Source organism: Limnospira sp. PMC 1279.21, from assembly GCF_032349615.1.
Taxonomy (GTDB): Bacteria; Cyanobacteriota; Cyanobacteriia; order Cyanobacteriales; family Microcoleaceae; genus Limnospira; species Limnospira fusiformis.
Window position 1 is genome coordinate 1 of record NZ_JARPLU010000043.1, and the last position, 18,138, is coordinate 18,138.

19 protein-coding genes and 1 pseudogene are annotated in these 18,138 nt (G+C 44.8%); 11 read left to right on the top strand and 9 right to left on the bottom strand.

The window, feature by feature from the left end:
* Positions 1–50: 50 nt before the first annotated feature.
* A pseudogene (locus P5683_RS08925) lies at positions 51–194 on the top strand (IS1 family transposase); the annotation flags it as partial.
* 85 nt (positions 195–279) lie between these two features.
* Here the strand turns inward: P5683_RS08925 and P5683_RS08930 are convergent.
* The 5 genes from P5683_RS08930 to P5683_RS08950 form a co-directional block, all read right to left on the bottom strand.
* Complete coding sequence (locus tag P5683_RS08930) at positions 280–1,284, bottom strand: cation diffusion facilitator family transporter (protein ID WP_006669087.1); 1,005 nt, start codon at positions 1,282–1,284, stop codon at positions 280–282.
* Positions 1,285–1,335: 51 nt separating this feature from the next.
* Positions 1,336–2,796 carry a DASH family cryptochrome gene (locus P5683_RS08935; RefSeq protein WP_006621409.1) on the bottom strand — a complete coding sequence of 487 codons (1,461 nt, stop codon included), beginning with the start codon at positions 2,794–2,796 and terminating at the stop codon, positions 1,336–1,338.
* Positions 2,797–2,859: 63 nt separating this feature from the next.
* Positions 2,860–3,765, bottom strand: coding sequence for a CoA-binding protein (locus P5683_RS08940; RefSeq protein ID WP_006669086.1), 906 nt, complete (start codon positions 3,763–3,765; stop codon positions 2,860–2,862).
* 98 nt (positions 3,766–3,863) lie between these two features.
* The gene (locus P5683_RS08945; protein ID WP_006621407.1) at positions 3,864–5,009 is read right to left on the bottom strand and encodes an ATP-grasp domain-containing protein; all 1,146 of its coding nucleotides are present in this window, start codon (positions 5,007–5,009) and stop codon (positions 3,864–3,866) included.
* 10 nt (positions 5,010–5,019) lie between these two features.
* Positions 5,020–6,636, bottom strand: a complete 1,617-nt coding sequence (locus P5683_RS08950; RefSeq protein WP_006621406.1) for a glycosyltransferase family 2 protein — start codon at positions 6,634–6,636, stop codon at positions 5,020–5,022.
* Positions 6,637–7,071: 435 nt separating this feature from the next.
* Between P5683_RS08950 and P5683_RS08955 the strand changes: the two genes are divergently transcribed.
* From P5683_RS08955 to P5683_RS08970, 4 genes are all read left to right on the top strand, one after another.
* Positions 7,072–8,085 (top strand): RRXRR domain-containing protein, encoded by a 1,014-nt coding sequence (locus P5683_RS08955; RefSeq protein ID WP_006621405.1) that lies wholly within the window; start codon positions 7,072–7,074, stop codon positions 8,083–8,085.
* Between the two features lie 78 nt (positions 8,086–8,163).
* Positions 8,164–8,550, top strand: a complete 387-nt coding sequence (gene ebsA, locus P5683_RS08960; RefSeq protein ID WP_006621404.1) for a type IV pilus biogenesis protein EbsA — start codon at positions 8,164–8,166, stop codon at positions 8,548–8,550.
* Positions 8,551–8,627: 77 nt separating this feature from the next.
* A complete protein-coding gene (locus P5683_RS08965) occupies positions 8,628–9,695 on the top strand; it encodes a phosphotransacetylase family protein (RefSeq protein WP_187758186.1) in 1,068 nt (355 codons plus the stop codon).
* Positions 9,696–9,911: 216 nt separating this feature from the next.
* Positions 9,912–10,064 carry a hypothetical protein gene (locus tag P5683_RS08970; RefSeq protein ID WP_006669082.1) on the top strand — a complete coding sequence of 51 codons (153 nt, stop codon included), beginning with the start codon at positions 9,912–9,914 and terminating at the stop codon, positions 10,062–10,064.
* Positions 10,065–10,167: 103 nt separating this feature from the next.
* On the opposite strand, the gene P5683_RS08975 is transcribed toward P5683_RS08970, so the two are convergent.
* The 4 genes from P5683_RS08975 to gcvH form a co-directional block, all read right to left on the bottom strand.
* Positions 10,168–10,506 (bottom strand): type II toxin-antitoxin system HicB family antitoxin, encoded by a 339-nt coding sequence (locus P5683_RS08975; protein WP_006621401.1) that lies wholly within the window; start codon positions 10,504–10,506, stop codon positions 10,168–10,170.
* Positions 10,507–10,667: 161 nt separating this feature from the next.
* On the bottom strand, positions 10,668–10,988 hold the full coding sequence (locus P5683_RS08980) for a type II toxin-antitoxin system HicA family toxin (protein ID WP_006621400.1): 321 nt from the start codon (positions 10,986–10,988) through the stop codon (positions 10,668–10,670).
* 179 nt (positions 10,989–11,167) lie between these two features.
* The gene (locus tag P5683_RS08985) at positions 11,168–11,935 is read right to left on the bottom strand and encodes an RNA polymerase sigma factor SigF (protein WP_006621399.1); all 768 of its coding nucleotides are present in this window, start codon (positions 11,933–11,935) and stop codon (positions 11,168–11,170) included.
* Between the two features lie 290 nt (positions 11,936–12,225).
* Positions 12,226–12,615 carry a glycine cleavage system protein GcvH gene (gene gcvH, locus P5683_RS08990; protein WP_006621397.1) on the bottom strand — a complete coding sequence of 130 codons (390 nt, stop codon included), beginning with the start codon at positions 12,613–12,615 and terminating at the stop codon, positions 12,226–12,228.
* An 18-nt stretch (positions 12,616–12,633) separates the two neighbouring features.
* Here gcvH and P5683_RS08995 point away from each other — a divergent pair, with 18 nt between their 5' ends.
* From P5683_RS08995 to P5683_RS09020, 6 genes are all read left to right on the top strand, one after another.
* Positions 12,634–13,464, top strand: coding sequence for an alpha/beta hydrolase (locus P5683_RS08995; RefSeq protein ID WP_006621396.1), 831 nt, complete (start codon positions 12,634–12,636; stop codon positions 13,462–13,464).
* A 96-nt stretch (positions 13,465–13,560) separates the two neighbouring features.
* Positions 13,561–13,911, top strand: a complete 351-nt coding sequence (locus P5683_RS09000; RefSeq protein WP_006621395.1) for an SH3 domain-containing protein — start codon at positions 13,561–13,563, stop codon at positions 13,909–13,911.
* Positions 13,912–14,060: 149 nt separating this feature from the next.
* A complete protein-coding gene (locus P5683_RS09005; protein ID WP_006669079.1) occupies positions 14,061–14,489 on the top strand; it encodes a hypothetical protein in 429 nt (142 codons plus the stop codon).
* Positions 14,490–14,549: 60 nt separating this feature from the next.
* Positions 14,550–15,677, top strand: a complete 1,128-nt coding sequence (locus P5683_RS09010; protein WP_006621393.1) for a cupin-like domain-containing protein — start codon at positions 14,550–14,552, stop codon at positions 15,675–15,677.
* Between the two features lie 190 nt (positions 15,678–15,867).
* Positions 15,868–16,686 (top strand): ergothioneine biosynthesis protein EgtC, encoded by an 819-nt coding sequence (egtC, locus tag P5683_RS09015; protein WP_315639706.1) that lies wholly within the window; start codon positions 15,868–15,870, stop codon positions 16,684–16,686.
* Positions 16,631–17,893 carry an ergothioneine biosynthesis protein EgtB gene (locus P5683_RS09020; RefSeq protein WP_315639705.1) on the top strand — a complete coding sequence of 421 codons (1,263 nt, stop codon included), beginning with the start codon at positions 16,631–16,633 and terminating at the stop codon, positions 17,891–17,893. Before egtC ends, P5683_RS09020 begins: the two co-directional genes overlap by 56 nt.
* The last annotated feature ends 245 nt before the right edge of the window (positions 17,894–18,138 follow it).

Below are 18,138 nucleotides of genomic sequence, written 5' to 3' on the forward strand. Positions count from 1 at the left end.
CCATGGATTCCGTTCTCAAAGCTGCGTCCTAACCACCTTGACTAATGCTATACATCGAAAGGTTTAACAATACCTTGAGACAACGAGTGTCTCGCTTAGTACCCAAGACCTTGTCCTTTTCCAAGTGTTTGCAGAATCACATTGGTGGCATTTGGTATTTTATCCATCACTACAAGGCATCATTACCTCTTTAGCACTACCCTAATATTTTCACAGAAAGTCGTCCTACAAGGACGGGGTTGAAAACCTAATTTTTCTGATAAGTATTTGGATCGATCGCTACTGGTGCAAACGTTTGTCGAGAGGGATCTGCATTTCTTTCACTCCTAGGGGCTGATTTACCTGGACTGGGCTGATTATCGATGCGAGGCTGGTCTGTCCTATTTCCCAGAAACCCAGTTTTGGGGGAGATAATACCTGATCTAGTTGGCAGCGAATATCGTCAATGCCGAATTTTTGGCTGAGGGTAGCCTGAATTTGGGTGAGTAAACGATCGCCTTGTTTTAGGTCTATATCTACTTTTAGGGTGGCTTCCACGGCATAATAACCTGGTGCGATCGCTATAATCAGCAAATCTTCGACGGCTACAATTCCCGGAAAGTTGGCGATCGCCTCTCGGACTAACTCCCGATCTACCCCCACCGGAGATATATTTAACAAAATCGCCAAACTGTGGCGGATCACAGGTAGCGAACCCAAACCCACCAACACCGACACCCCCAAACCGACGGCACCATCAGCCCAAGTACAATCTGTTAACCAAATAGCGATCGCTGCCACAATAGCGCCAACAGAACTGAGGGTATCAGCTAAGATATGAAGCAAAACCCCCCGCATATTCAGGTCCTGTTGACCATCTCGGTGCAACAGCATGATATTAAAGCCATTGACCCCCAAACCAATGATCGCAACTACCAACATAGGTAAACTCAAAATGGTTTCCGGGGGATTTTGTAGGTGTCGGATCGCCTCCAGACCAATGGCGATCGCCATTACCAAAAGTCCCACCCCATTCAACAAAGCCGCCCAGACCTCAATTCCCCGATAACGTCGCGCCACAGAAGCCGCTAAAATCGCTAAAGCGATCGCCAACCCATCCGCCGCCATGTGACCAGAGTCAGCCGTCAAAGCCATACTATGACTAACCCATCCCACCACCGCCTCTACCCCAGCAAAACCCAGGATCGAAATTAAAGCTATCCCCAACAGGCGCAACTTTTGGGGCGACTTGGAAAACCTCACCATTTCACAGCAATCACAACTCACCGACTGTATACCCTCCATTTTGACTTTTTTTTAATTCACACCAATCCCATAGTTATTTCAGGTCATTTGTCAGGATTTCTCATAAATCCGGCGATTAGCTTCTACCGACCTTTGCAGATCCACCATAGGATAGGGATAATCCACCCCCAAACGCATCCCAAACCTGATCTGTTCTTGATTAGATAAACGCCAGGGAGAGTGAACCTTACCATGAGGAATAGACGCTAATTCTGGTAGCCAATGTTTCACATAATCCCCCATCGGGTCATAATCCTGGGACTGTTTAGCTATATTAAAATAGCGAAATCCCCTGCCATCATTACCCACCCCCGCCGTATAATTCCAATTACCCCAATTACTACAGACATCATAATCAATCAGGAGAGACTCAAACCACTCCGCCCCCATTTGCCAATTTATGCCCAAATTCTTAGTTAAAAAACTCGCCACATTTTGCCGTCCTCGATTAGACATAAACCCCGTAGCAGCCAACTCTCGCATATTCGCATCTACCAGGGGAAACCCCGTCAGTCCATCACACCAACTCTGGAACTGTTGCCAATTTTCTCCCCAGGGAATTTTGACACCCTGTAAACCCGATTTATAGAACACCTTACGCCCATGTTTCAGACAAATAAACCGGAAATAATCCCGCCATAATAATTCAAAAACCAGCCAATAAGTGGAATCATTTTTAACTCGTTGTTGTTCATAATCGCACACCTGTTGATAAATCCATCGAGGAGATAGACAACCATTAGCTAACCAGGGAGAAAATTTCGACGAATAATCAGAGCCTAACATCCCATTACGAGTTTGTTTATAGTTTTTGAGACAATCTCGCTGCCAAAAATAATCATTTAATCTGGTTAAACCCGCCGTTTCTCCACCGACAAAATCCAAGACAGCCCGGCTATCAAAGGGTAATTTTGTGATACCAAGTTCCGCCAAAGTTGGGATTTCTCCTGGTTCAATATCTGGGAATGTCGGTAATTGCTTAGGGGGGGTATATGGCGGGTAAATAATTGATTTTTTCTCGACCTGTTTACGGAAGTTGGTAAAAAGTTCCGGTAGTTTTTCAATGGGAAAGGGTAATTCTTTGGGATGATATAATGTGGCTCCCCAGAAAGATTTTACCTCAACTCCCAGGGGGGTTAAGGCTTTCTCTAATGCCCTTTCTACTGCTAATTCTTCGGTGGTAACTTCTTTATGGTAATAAACCGCATCAATATTTAATTGTTTAACCAGGTCAAATATAACCGTTTCTGGCTCACCTATTCTTACTAATAAGTTACTACCAATTTTTTGCAAATTATGGCGTAAATCCGCGACACTTTCTAACAGAAATTTACCCCGAAATCCCCCCATTTTCGGGAAACCAAAGGAAGTTTTGGCAAACTGTCTGGGGTCGAAACAGTAGAGGGGGATAATTTGCGCTTGAGTGGAGGTAGCCAAATCTAGGGGTTCATGGTCATGTAACCGCAGATCATGCCGATACCATAGGATGATTTTTTGAGGATTAGCAGCCATTTAATTGCTAGTTAAAAGTTGACATTTTCTCCTATTATACATCATCCTAAAGCCGTTGGAGATTTACTTAGAGGCGCGATTTTTTTTAAGGCACTTTTTCAATAACTCAGGCAGGTGATAGGGACTAGAAGCCACGGGGATTTTAGCTTTTTCAAATACGGAAATTTTACTCTGAGCCGTCCCTGGGTGAAGGTCTTGGGTAAATCTGGAAGTGATAATTGTACTAGCATGACTAATCAATTGAGCTTTAGGAGTATGGAGACCGGTAATATAAGCTACCACGGGTTTATCAATAGTTTCGGCAATATAAGAGGCTGCTTCTTCTTCACTAGAGCCGCCAACTTCTCCCACCAAAACAATGGCATCTGTATGGTCATCTTCATCTAAAATCTGGAGCCATTGAATAAAGGAGGAACCGACAATTAAATCACTACCAATACAGACACTAATAGACTGCCCCAATTTGGCATCAGTCAAGGCTTGAGCGACTTCATAAGTGAGGGTGCTACTGCGACTAATTAAGCCAATAGAACCGGGGGTATAAAATTGAGGAGGATGGGTTCCCAATAATAGTTTACCGGGGACAATAATACCAGGACAATTAGGACCGACAACTAAAGTTTCGGTGGCTTCCGCCTTTCTGACCAAACGCACCATATCGAGGGGTGGCATTCCTTCAGTAACAATTACAAGCTGTCTAATTCCGGCATCAATAGCCTCTAATGCCGCATCAAGAACGTCATAAGGGTGAACCAAAATGACGCTAGTATCTACAGGTCCTACGGCGGCTTGAGCCTGTTCTACTAGGTCAAAAAATGGGATTTCATGGATGATATCCCCACCTCTTCCGGCGCTGACACAGGCGACGATATTAGTGCTATATGCTTTCATATTGAGGGCTGCCTTTAGGGAAGGTTCAGAATCCCTCAACCCCTGAATAATGACTTTACTATCTGGAGTTAAATTCATATTTTTTCAAGCTATAATTAATCAGAAACCATGCAGCTATGTCCGGGCGGGTTCAGTAAACAGCCTCTATCTACAGGAGATTATTTCTGAACCCTTACCTACCGAGATAAAGCGACGGTTCGTTTAACCGCATCATCGAAATTTGCCACAATTTCCACAGGTAAATCAGCAAATTTAGCTAGGTTACTCTCTGGTTCAGTGACTTGCAAACGTAGGACAAAATGCGGGAGAGTATTGCTCTGATTTTGGCGCTGTAAAAAGTTGGCGATCGCCTCAGCCAGTTGATCAGTAGTAGTCTGGTGTCCCAGCCAGTTAATCATCACGACTTTAATGCGATCGGATGCCATGACCAATGTTAGTCCCTCATAGAAATTCTGCAACAGTGTTTCGGTCAGGTCAAAATGATCTTCTCCTCCCAAGTTGAAGAAATTAGCAGGTTTTCCCTTAGTTGCTATAATCTGATCTAGGGTAGTCATAGTTAAAGCAGCCCCATTGCAGATGATACCAATATTGCCATCAAGTTCGACAAAATTGGGTTGATTAGTGGGTAAATCCGTTGGCTCAATTGCGCTAGTATCTGAACATTGTTCATTAACCAACAGAACTAAATCCGGGTGTCTCTCCAAAGCCTGATTATTAGCGACCACCTTCCCATCAAGAGCCATTAACTCGCCCGTGGAACTAATCCCCAGGGGGTTAATTTCCACCAAATCTAAGTCTTTCTCGACAAATAGCCGATACATTTTCTCCAAAATGTTACTGACAGATAGGACATGGTGTTCTTGTAATCCCATTTTCACCGTCAGACGGCGAGCATAAAAAGGGGAAAATTCCTGATCTACGACGACCTTTTGAATATGGAACATGGTAGCCTCAACGTTAACTCCCCCCTGCACAGACCCCAATAATAGGGGGCGGCGAGTCACCGGATCAAGAATCACCGCCAGATATACTTCTTGATCGGCATCATATTTAGCTTCAGCCAGTAGGACTTGGGGATATTCATCTTGAATAGCCAGATTAAAAATACATTGAGCCGCAGCCACTGCATCAATGGTATTTTCCACAAACTTGATACCACCAGCTTTTCCCCGTCCCCCAGCCCGAACTTGGGATTTGAGAACCACAGGATAGGGGATGGTTAATCCTTTGAGGTCATGAGCAAAATCAATTCTCTGGGAAGGCAATACGGGAATTGCCATCTGACGAAATAGGGTTTTAGCTTGGTACTCTAGCAAATCCATGGGTGGTTCCTCATTGATGGTTTAGGGTTCCTTGATGAACCGTCTTCACCCATTTCAGGCGTTTGGGACGCACACTGATCCGGGCCGTGGCACTGGCAACGACAATGAACCAATGAAACATATACACGGTACCACGCAGGGTTTGGAACAATGTCGTCATGTAGGAAAGTGGGGGATAATATTTGCCTAATGACTCGGTAGCCGCTTGGCGATCGCCATCTGTGGTTAAGTTATCAGGTGAATTAGTTTTCTGGGATGGCATATTTCCACGGCTAACAGTACGCCGCAAGCCGATAAACATTCCGATCAGCGACAGACTAACTGCTAATAGAGTCAGGGGGCTGGTAATGGGGGGGCGACGGAGAATCAATGACATGAATAAATCGGGAATGGCAGCCATGGGTAAGATGTACTGGGTAATCAAAAACCCGAATAAATCAAAGGTTTTGCCAACTCCCATACGGTTAGCGATGATGAATTTCCCATAGTCGAGATATCTTTGATATCCTCCCTCAGCCCAACGGTTCCGCTGATGCCAGAGGGCGACCCAATTGGTAACTCCTTCTTCAAAGACGACGGAAGTATCCAGAAATTCGATATCCCAATGGTCTAAGTGCAGACGAATGGTTAAATCGAGATCATCGGTAATGGTTTGTTCACACCATCCGCCACAGCTTTCGAGGGCGGCGCGACGAATAAACTCCCCATTTCCCCGCAGTTCCCCAATACCGCCCACAGCTACTCGCTGTTTCTGGAAAAAGGCATCTAAAGCCATCTCTGAGGCTTGACAACGGGTTAAAAAGTTGAAGTTGCTATTGGCGATCGCCTTTTGGAGTTGAACGGCTCCCACTTGTTCCGCCTGAAATTTGGGAATCACCTGTTGTAGCAGATCTGAGTCCACAGTAGCATCGGCATCAAAAACCCCTAGTATTTTACCACGGGTGAGGGGTAGGGCTTGATTGAGTGCGCCCGATTTGCCACCAGTGGCGTTTTCGTCTCGGTGCAGAATGTGCAGTTGTTGATACTCTTTGGCTAATTCCTGGAGAACTATGGGAGTGCGATCGCTACTATTATCATCAATCACCCACAGTTCATAGCAATGACTAGGATAGTTGAGAGCGCAGAGATTCTTGACTAAATTGCCAATCACAGCCTCTTCATTTTTAGCAGCCACCAGTAGGGAGACAAAGGGCAATTCTTCTGGCCTATGTTCCGGGTTAATATCTAACCCACGGTGGCCAGCCCACACAATGCGGATAGCTTGAATTACTAATAACCCAGTTAATCCCAGAATTAACCAATATCCCCAGGAAATCAAGTGCCCGATAATCATCAGACTCCAAATCAGGCTTAGGGCGATCGCTGCTTTGCCTCGCCGATTCTGATAACATTCTGGGGGGATATTAAGTTTATTAGCTTGCTCAGGTTTCTGGGGTTGAGACCCCCCCCATCCCCGCCGACGGGAAAGAAGACGAAAACGCCTAATCCCCGGAGGGAATCTATAATTTTGACTATTGGAGTCTGTAACTCCCGAATCACGATGGTTATGGTGCATATCAAATAACTCCGTTGCACCTCTACTGGTTTGATGTTGACGCTGACGGTTCAGCCAAGATTTCTCTGGCATTGATAAATTTGACTTCAATTGTTCTCTATCATTGTGCAGTATTTCACCTTTTTGCAGCCATTGATCCAAGAATTTGCTCCCCACGGAATAATTGCCAGACCAGGTGGTTGGCCCGATGGGGTGGGACAACGCTCATAACCAATTCCCCTTAACCTCTACCCCCTTAACCTCTATACCGAGTTTCCCAGAACCGCTAAGATGGAGTGATACAATGAGCAGGAATTTAATTGTCATGTACCCCGCTCTAAAGAGACGGGGCTTGAATAAGCTCAAGCCATAGAGCAAGTTCAGGTTAAACACGAGGACTAGACTACGCCACAAGGCAAACTGAACGACTTAGCGCGTGGCAGCGCAACCAACACTAGAGACACTTCTCTAATCCCTAGTCCCTTGAGTCGTCAGCGTCGAAGAGATGTACATTAACGGCTTACCGCCATGCAATCTGTACCAGTTGTCGATATAAATCAGCGTCCACTAATGCCCACGACCTTGAACCGAGCAATTCGGTGGAACAAGTCAGGCAAAGCAACCTTGTTCTACAAGAAAGGCGTACTGTGTGCCCGTCTGAATGTAGAGCCATCATCACGATTCACTCAACCTCTTGCGGTTGGGATGGCTCCAGGTTCAAAGCGTGAAGGCTTTACGGTGAAGTCAAGAACGAGAACCTATCTCAATATCCAGGCTCATGCAGTGGATTGGGTCAAGAATGCCGTCGAAGCGAAGCGCAATGCTCGGAGAGCGCGAAGATACCGTAATACTCCTTGCCGGAAGAATTGCCCAAATCGTAAGCGAGGCGGAATCCCACCTAGCACGAAAGCGCGATGGCAATGGAAATTACGAATCTGTCACTGGCTCACCAAGTTATTCCCGGTTACTGCCTTTGTTGTCGAAGACATCAAAGCGCGGACGTTCAAGAACTGTGGCCAGTGGAATGTTTTATTCAGTCCGATGGAAGTGGGCAAGAAGTGGTTCTACTCAGAGCTAGAGCGAATTGCAATTCTTCACACTCTGAAGGGACACGAAACCGCAGAACTTCGGAATCAGTTAGGACTCAAGAAATCAAAGCAGAAGCTTTCAGATAAGTTTTCTGCTCACTGTGTTGATAGTTGGGTCTTAGCAAACTGGTACACCGAAGGGCACGAGCAACCCGATAACAACGAACTGATGGTAGTGATTCCGCTCCGATTTCACCGTAGACAGTTGCATCGATTTCAACCCAGTAAAGGCGGAACTCGTTCACCTTATGGTGGGACGATTTCAGAAGGGTTTAAGCGAGGTGGAATCGCCAAGCATCCCAAATATGGCATTGTCTACATCGGCGGTGCGTCGAAAGGGCGAGTGAGTCTACATTCTCTGGAAACAGGTAAGCGATTGTGCCCAAACGCGAAGCCTTCAGATATCAAGTTCTTGTCATTCAATTCATGGAGATTTCAATATGCTGCAAGCTAGTAGGCGGCTAAAGCCGCACGAGTCACTTTTCCTCCCAGGTCTAAAGACACTGGGTTTCCAAGCTCCCGGAGGTTTCTGATGAGTGATTCGGCTGCTATTCTCAAAGACCTCAAACAGGCTGAAAAACGGGACTTGGTGGTTTATCTACCCTATTATGATGAAAAGAGACGGCGATATTTGCCTTGGTCTATGAGCCTCTACCAACACAAGAGTTTGGAGGGGGCACGGAAAATCGAGGGGGGTGAGGATATTCCTTTTGTGGCCACCTGGAATACTTCTATGCTTCCGGCTGACCTTACTCGATGTCGGGTGATGTTTGAGCATAATGCTGATCTAACTTATGAAGTGATGATGCCCAATTATGAGTTTATGAAGCACTTGATTCAGGTGGTCTACAGTTTCAAGCATCATCATGTGATTGATTTTTCCCAGGAATTTTATAAAAAATTGCTACACATGGAATGAAATAGATACACTCACGTTGACTGTGCGTTAAGCGTGTCAAAATTAAATCTGATTTGATAAGTTTAGGAGTTACTGGTGTGGCTAAACTCGTTAAGTATGTATTAATTGGATCAATTGAGCGTTCTAGTGGTAAGTCTGCTGTCACCCTCGGTTTAGTACCTCAGTTGCGGAATCTGGGGTTTGATATTGCTTACGGGAAACCTTTGGGAACTGATTTTGATGATGATTGTGATCATCAAGTTGATGCTGATTGTGACTTTATTGCTCAGACTTTGGGGCTTTCGGAAGTTTATATGCGATCGCCTATTTTAATGCTTGATCAGGTAACAATTGATAAACATCTATATCATCAAGATCTAAATTATTATCACCAGGCTTTGACTCACTATCTCCAGCAAATTGCTGGGAATTTGGTGTTGCTTGAGGGTCCCGGAACTTTACAGGAGGGGAGTCTTTTTAATTTATCTGTACCCCGCATGGCTGAGGTTTTGGATACGGCGGTTATGTTGGTGGTTCGTTGTCACTCCCATAGTCTCTTGGATGAGGTACTATCGGCGAAAGAACGTTTGGGCGATCGCTTAATCGCAATTGTGCTTAATGATGTCACCGACCAACAGGTTGCTAAGGTCGAAACTCAGATTAAGCCTTTTCTGGAAAATGCGGGGATTCCGGTTTTGGGTATCCTTCCTAGAAATGCGCTGCTTCGTAGTGTCACGGTGCGCGAGTTGGTGGCGCAGCTTGAAGCCCAGGTGGTTTGTGGTCACGAACGTTTGGATTTGATTGTGGAAACTCTCAGTGTGGGGGCGATGAATGTTAGTTCCGCCATGAAGTATTTTAGCCAATCACATAATATGGCGGTGGTGACAGGCGGCGATCGCACTGATATTCAAATGGCCGCTTTGGAACAGTCTACCCATTGCTTGATTCTCACCGGTCAACTTCCCCCAGCTCAAATTGTGATTACCCGCGCTGAAGAGTTGGAGATTCCCATTTTGTGTGTTGACCTCGATACTCTCACCACCGTGGAAAGCATCGATCGCGCTTTTGGTCGCGTCCGTATCCATGATCGGGTTAAGGTTGACTGTATGACCCAAATTATGGCGGAAAAATTCGATACTACCCGATTGCTCCAACTGCTTCAATAGCACACTATCCGGCGATCGTCCAGCCGTAACCCAGTCCCATGGCCCCTTTTTGAGCAACGATAACCACCCTCATACATTTTGCCAGTTCAAAAACTGTGTCCTAGGTTACGAAACATTAAATTTTTCGGGAGGCGATCGCTGATTCTCCGTTGAATAGAGATATAATAATAGAGGAGGCAGGATTAAACCATAAACTTGACATCAAAACCGCTTATCATGAACAAAGATTTTAGAAAAGAAGTCAACCAGCTATCCCAAACCCATCGCGCTAACATCCAAAAACGTCTGGAATATAGACTTGAGGTAGCTAGAGCCAAGGGAGATGAAAATTTAGTCCGAATGCTTGAAGCTGAAATGCGCCAAATGTAGCAACCTTGAACCCCTGAATGGATCATCAAAATCCCTCTCTGGCCCCCTCTCACTCTGGGAGAGAGCCGGGAGAGGGTTTCCGCTATCTGATCAAAAACTTCCATTAGTTCTGGAAAGTACGATTAGCTGCATCTTTTATAACCTCTTCCATCCAAGCATTAATGCTTTTTCCCGCAGAAGCCGCCGCCAGAAAAATTTTTCGGTGTAGATCCGGTGTCGTCCGAAACGGCAATTTTCCAGAGAAAGGCTTATCAGGTTTTTCCCCTAACTCTTCGCAAAACTCCAGATAATCATCAACCGAGTCACGAAAGGCTTGACTCGCTTCCTCAACAGTTTTTCCCTGAAAAGTAATCGTATCCCTAATATCCAAGACGCGACCAAACAGGATGCCGTTTTCTATATCAACTTCAATTTGACCACTGTAACCCTTATATGTCAGCATATTTCCCTCAGTTCTTGACCGTCTAAATGGTAAAATTAAGTTTCTAGGATAATCTGTAGAATTCTGTGGCACGATCCGGCAATGGCTGGACTGGTTAGTATATTTTGGAGTCACTTTGGGTAGGGGTAACATTGCTCGTTACCCCCTTTCTAATAGATATCTTAGTCAGACATGGGGGCAACTCCCGCGTTTTCTAAAAATTCCCGGACGCTTTTAACAGCACCCTTACCCATCTCTTTTTCCGGGTGTGGTTCGTGAAAAACAGCTTTGACACCGTTCAAGGCCACCCGTACCCGAGATCCTCTCCCTTCGCGGGCGATCGCGCCCAGCGCTATAAACAGACTTTCAACATCAGTCCAGACAATATCTGACCGAACCGGGTTTGTGTAAATTGCCTTAAAAGTGCGACGATGTTTCCCATTTAACCCACCTACCACTTGGAGTTCTCGATATTGATTAGTCTTTGGAGGAAGTGTCTGCATTATCACCGATGTTGATAACAGTTAATTGATATCATTAACTGATATCAGTTGTCAAGGGGTACGCTGAGAAAACCGCAAAACCACCATTCCCCATTGACGAAAAAAGCCCGGTACGCAATGGATCGGGCTTTTGTGAATTATTTGGGGCTACCTATGCAGGCTACCTATACAGAATCGGATCAGCCATTCATCATGGTTTTGAGCAGGCTTAAACCCCGTTTAACTCGCCGAGAGACTGTAACCGCACTAATTCCCAATTTTTCCGCTGTTTCTTTTTGGGTGAGGTCATAGAGAAACACAAACTCTAAAACTTTGCGAGTCCCGTCTTCTAAATGTCCCAGTGCTTGCTGGAGACGAATTTGATCTTCTTGGGCTAGTTGGAAACTGCGGTAACGAGTATCTGGAACTAAATCACCAAGGCTGGTTGATCCTTCTTCTTCGTCCTGAATGGGGGCGTCTAAACTCAACAGAGATCTATTTTGGGAAGCAAGTTTAACCTGGTTCCATTCCTCTACAGAAATTTCTAGGGCTGAGGCTATTTCCGCATCGGTCGGCTTGCGTCCCAACTTGACTTGTAAATCTTGAATACATGGGGTGGCTTTACGCAGTAGAGTTAGCCACTGACGGGGAACTCGGACGGAGGGACTCTTATCACGCAAATAGTGCTGAATTTCCCCGCGAATGTAGGGAATAGCAAAGGAGCTAAAGGCATGACCTTTAGACATATCAAACCTTTCTATGGCTCTAATCAAGCCAATACAGCCCACCTGTAACAAATCATCATAGCTTTCCGTACATTGGTTGAGCCAGTGGTGGACTTCTTTACGGACCAATCCAATGTTGATTTGGACAAGTTGATTACGGACACTGTTAGACGGGGAGTGCTGGTACTCGCGCAGCAACTCCAGGCTTTCAGATTTGAGTTGGTTACTAACTGTGGTCTGCATGGCGAGATCCTGAATTAGGTTAAAGCAGGGGTATAGGTTGGGCTGTATTGATTATAACCCAGTTAGAACTAAATGGCAAGCGAAAACTGTTTTCAATGTCGCAGTTTTCAGAAACCAAATACTAGCGATTGATCTGGCTTGACTTACGCAGAAGCGATCGCCATAGCCACAGCATAGACAATGAAAACTCATGCTAATGTTCTATTTGATAGGGCAGTCTAAATCCAAATGGGAAAAATTGCAAGTTCTGCCCCGCAGTCTTAGACTAGGTAGGTAGGTTTTTGGCAGATTCATTCCCCTTCGACTAAGGCCCTATATTCATCAGCAGATAGGGCATCATCAAGGTCTGATTCATCGCCTATGCGGACTTTCAGCAGCCAGCCTTCTCCATAGGGGTCATCGGCTAATTCTTCCGGTGCTTCTACGATCGCATCATTACGTTCCACAACTGTACCACTAACGGGAGCCTTGAGTTCCTCAACGGCTTTGACCGATTCCACATTACCAAAGGTTTCGCCTTTCTCTAAGGCATCATTGACATCGGGCAATTCTAAGAACACAATATCACCTAATTGGTCAACGGCGAAGGCGCTAATACCAATGGTAGCAATTTCGCCATCAAGACGCACATACTCGTGGCTATCTAAATATTTGAGGTCGTCGGGAAATTCCATGGTCATTTATGGTCCTCATCATCTATGAATAATGCCAAAATCAAAAAATGGGTTATTGGAGACTTTTCTCTGCGCCGGATAGTTACTTCAATCTTGGCGATTTATATAATAGTGGGTGTTTGGGCATATTTTAAAAGCGATCGCCTGATTTTTTTGCCTCGTCCCCCCAGTTATGAGAAAACCCAGGATCTCACTTTCCTGACGACCGCTGACGGAGTACCCATTGCTGCTTTGTATCTTCCCAATCCCACCGCTAAGTATACCATTCTCTACAGCCACGGTAATGCTGAAGATTTGGGGGATATTCGGTCTCGCCTGGAAAATCTACGGGATATCGGTTTTTCTGTATTCGCCTATGACTATCCCGGTTATGGGCTTAGTGGCGCCACACCCTCGGTGGCGGGCGCTTATCAAGCCATAGAAGCCGCTTATTACCATCTTACCCAAGTTTTACAGGTTCCCCCTGAGCGTATTATTGTCTACGGGCGATCGGTCGGTAGTGGTCCCTCAACCCACCTGGCGGCGCGGGAATTAGTGGGGGGGTTGGTGATTGAAAGTGGTTTTATTAGTACATTCCGGGTGGTAACGCGGATTCCTATTTTTCCTTTTGACCGTTTCCCCAATTTGGCTAATCTTCAAAATGTCGAGGTTCCGGTTTTGATTATACATGGCGATCGCGATCGGGTGATTCCCTTTGACCACGGACAGAGGCTTTATTATGGTTTTGACGGCCCGAGAATGTCTCTCTGGGTTGAGGGGGCTGGTCATAATGATTTGCTGGAGGTCGCTGGCGATCGCTATGGGTCAACCTTGCTCAAATTTGCCGAAATGTTATCCAAAAAATCAGATGATTAATTTGGGGAGATTTGATTTATAATTCAGATGTTCAGTTTTGAATCCTTTTCCAGGTGCATTTACCGCTTCATTAACCTACAGAAGGAGTGTTGAACCATGAGTAAATGGCGGCGGATTGGAATAGGATTATTATTTTTAGGGGTTGTTTCTCTGCTGACTATTAGCCATAGTGTGGCGGTAGCCAGAGAGTCGATTTGGCAAAGGTATCGGGATGAAAGCAGTAGCCAGACACAAGCAGATCAGAGGTCAATCGCCCGCGTCTGTATTGTCGCTGATCCGACTGATACTCCCCTGAATGTTCGGGCTACCCCTCGTGGTAGAATTATTGGCAGTCTCCCGGATGGTGTTGAGGTGGAAGTGTGGGAACGATCGCCTGATGGTAAGTGGGTTTATATCTATACCCCTGTCATGGAAGGATATGTTTGGGAAAATTACCTAAAATGCTAGTTTCCAGATAATCCCTAACAGGTAAGGGCAACTATTTATGGTTGCCCGCCTGAATAGTTACCTTAATCTATAATTGATCACAACTTCCCAGGCTGGCTGTGTCTTACTGGCTGTCTGGGTCGGTCTGGCTTTGGAAATAGATCTAAACTATGGAAAATCCCTCATCTCCAATAATCCCACCAGCGTGGATAGCTGGTATCATTTGGATGGTCGCAGGTATGGGTTTATTAGCGATCGGTGCAATTCTATGGTTTCACCTGCCCTATCTGCTATTCTTAGATGAATGGCACGCTTTATGGGCGATGGTTTCCCTGACTATCGGATTATTTACGGGTCAAGTCCTGTTCGATCGCCTAGTTGACTGGATCAGAGAACCTCAAACCGATACGCTCCATCCTATTTTAGCACGATTTGGATGGATTACCTTAGCTATTCTGTCCATGGCGATCGCGATCGGTTTCACCATGAAATTAATAGGGTGGGGAAACGCCATGATTGGTTTGCTTAACCTCAGCTTTGGCATAGCTTTTCTGTGGAGTAGTCGTCAATTTTGGCGATTTGATACCACTAATAATTAATCCTAAAAATCCCGACAAAATTGATAGATAAATTCCACCCTTGCAACTCCATATAAAGTGATGAATCAACCGGAAATTAAACAAATTACCTTACCTCCCCTTAATATCACCATACACGCCGACCAAAAAGTTAGCTTAGAGTGGCTGCATCAACAGCCTCTTCCCGTCAATAATCAACCCCCATTACCCAAATTATCTGACCATTGGCAACAGTGGATAGCCGTCAATAAACTCCTGGAATTTCCCGATCATGTTTTAGTCGAGAAAATGGTAGAACAAGGCATCGACGTAAAACTAGCTTTAGAGGCAGTTAACCAAGCCACCAATCACCCATATTTACAAGCCGGAAAGCAGTTTGTGCAACTCTTGCAAAAAGTCGAGTCAATGCTGACCATTCAGAGTCAATTAGCGTCTCTCTCAGAAGCATCTCCAAGCATTGACCGCAAACCCTGGGTATCTCGGTCGGAATTTTTGGAGAGTTACTATTCCCGAAATACCCCCTTAATTTTAACTGATATTCTCACAAACTGGCGGGCATTAGAATTATGGACTCCAGAATATCTTAAACAGAATTATGGACAAGCCATGGTCGAAATTCAAGCAGGAAGAGAAGCCGACCCCGACTATGAAATCAACCTACAGCGCCATCAAAAAACTGTGCGATTTGCTGATTATATTGATTGGGTTGTTTCCGGTAAACAAACCAACGACTACTATATGGTCGCTAATAATAGAAACTTAGACCGTCCTGAATTCAAAGGATTGTTAAATGACCTGGAAATATTCACAGAGTATTTAGACCCGACACAAACATCAGGTTGTATCTTCTTTTGGTATGGACCCGCCGGAACTGTTACCCCCTTGCATCACGACCCAGTGAATTTATTATTAGCCCAAGTTTCTGGTCGTAAATTGATCAGAATGATTCCTCCCTATCAAGTACCTTTTTTGTATAACCATATAGGAGTTTTCAGCGAAGTAGATTTAGAAAATCCTGACTATCGAAAATATCCATTATTTCAAAAGGTGAGACCCATTGAATTTATTTTAGAACCCGGAGAGGTAATTTTTATTCCCGTGGGTTGGTGGCATCATGTTCGGTCTTTAGAACCCAGTATCTCCGTTTCTATGACCAACTTTGTGTTCCCCAATACATACGAATGGAAATATCCACAAGTCAAGCGATAGACAATAACAATTAGTATGGTATACTTGACTGGTGATGTCGAATTATGCTATAATCAAAGGATTGGTTTTTGTCTTGGTATGGGGAAGCATTAATCAGGCTGTTAATCAGTCTAATTAGTGAACAATGAAAGCTGACAGCATCACCTAATCTCTGGTTTAATTTGTACTGGTTATCCTTGAATTATTAACTATGTGTCGTTTACTGGGCTATATCGGATATCCGATTCAACTTGAACAAATTTTGTGCAAGCCTGAACATTCCTTAATTGTGCAAAGTTACCAACCCAAGGAAATGCGGGAAGCCTTGCTAAATGCCGATGGTTTTGGGATTGGTTGGTATCATCCCACCGCCGACACCGAACCCTATCGCTATCGTAATATTCAGCCAATTTGGAGTGATTTAAACTTAACTCCTCTCAGCCGCTATATTGAGTCAGGGCAAATTTTAGCTTATGTTCGCAGCGCCACTCCTGGTCAAGCCGTCAACTTGAATAACTGTCAACCTTTCCAGTCAGGAAAACTGATGTTTATCCATAATGGTTATATTCAGGATTTCCGAGAAACTCTATATAAACCCATTCGCGATCGCCTCACAGATACAAGCTATCGTTCCATAGAAGGAAACACCGACTCAGAGCATTTATTTGCCCTGTTTAAAGATAGCCTACAAAGTCAAGGAATAGCTGGCATAATGTCTGCCTTAGAACAAACATTATATACCATTAACAAAATCGCCCATACAATGCAGGTGCGAGTTCTGGCTAATATGATTATTTGTGATGGAAAGCAAATCGTAGCTTCCCGCTATGCTGTAGCAGGTATTCCTCCCAGTCTTTACTGGTTAAAGAATCATCCCAACTTCCCAGAATCAGTTATCATTGCTTCGGAACCTTTATTTCCAGGAAAGTGGCATCTTTGCCCAGAACAAAGTATAATTAGCGTCGGAGAAGATTGTGATATCCATATCCAGCCCCTCACTCAAACAGACCATTTATCACGCCCTGCATGAATGCCGTCTCGGCACCTTAAAACTCATTGAAGGAATTGATCGAGAAACCCTCTGTGTCCAGCCTCACCCAGACTTTAGCCCTGTGGGTTGGCATTTAGGGCATATAGCCTTTACCGAAGCCTATTGGCTATTAGAAGAATGTGCCGGCCATCAACCATTATATCCAGAATATAGGCAACTTTTCACCGCTGATGGTCTCCCCAAAAATCAACGAGTTCAGCTTCCTTCCCTAGAGTTTATTTTAGAGTATTTATCCTTGGTGAGAACCCAAGTTATCAAATACTTAGAAACCGCACCCATAGAAACACAGGAAAGGCTATGGCGGTTTATTGTCCAACATGAATCGCAACACGGAGAAACCATCGCCATAGTCCTACAATTATATAGATTTGAGGTACAAAACAGCAATTTTTCCCTATTTTCTGATGTTCCTATGTTGTCAGTTTCCGAGGTCGAAATACCCGCCGGAGAGTTGACCATGGGAAATCAAGCCATTGACGCAATGGATAATGAACGCCGCCTTCATAGTTGTTATTTAGATCAATATTGGATTGATACTTACCCCGTCACCTGCGGTCAATATCGCCAATTTATCGAGGCGGGAGGCTATCATAAAGCTAAATGGTGGTCTAATGATGGTTGGGAGTGGCTTAAACATAACCATTACCAACAACCTCTTTATTGGACTGATAACCCTAGTTTAGATAATCACCCCGTTTGTGGTGTGAGTTGGTATGAAGCCGAAGCCTATTGTAATTTTGTCGGGAAGAGACTTCCCACAGAAGCCGAGTGGGAAAAAGCCGCTAGTTGGGATAGGGAAGCTGGAAAAAAACGCACTTATCCCTGGGGCGAAGAACCCCCTACACCGGAAAATTGTAACTGTAACTCCCTGGGAAAAAATATTACTAATCAACCCCTAACTACTCCCGTAGATAGGTATTATTCAGGAGTTAGCGCCGCTGGAGTTTATGATTTATTGGGTAATGTGTGGGAGTGGACTAGCAGTAATTTTATGGGTTATGAAGGATTTGAGTTTTATCCCTATCGTGGTTATTCTGAAACTTATTTTGATAACCAACATAAAGTTTTGCGCGGTGGTAGTTGGATAACTCGTCCCTGGGCTATGCGTTGCAGTTTTCGCAATTGGTATTATCCCCATGTCCGCGAAATTTTTGCCGGGTTTCGTTGCGCCAGAAGCAATAATTGATAATTAATAATTAATAATTAATAATTAATAATTGGGTAGGGGCGGGTTCCGCCGTCAATTGGGTGATTAATGGCGGTCTAAATAAACCCGCCCCCAACCATGTATAATGGCAATGTAGGGGCGGGTTCCGCCGTCAATTTGGTATTCAACGAAGGTCTAAATAAACCCGCCCCCAACCATCGTGAATTGTGGTGATTAATGGCGGTCTAAATAAACCCGCCCCCAACCATGTATAATGGCAATGT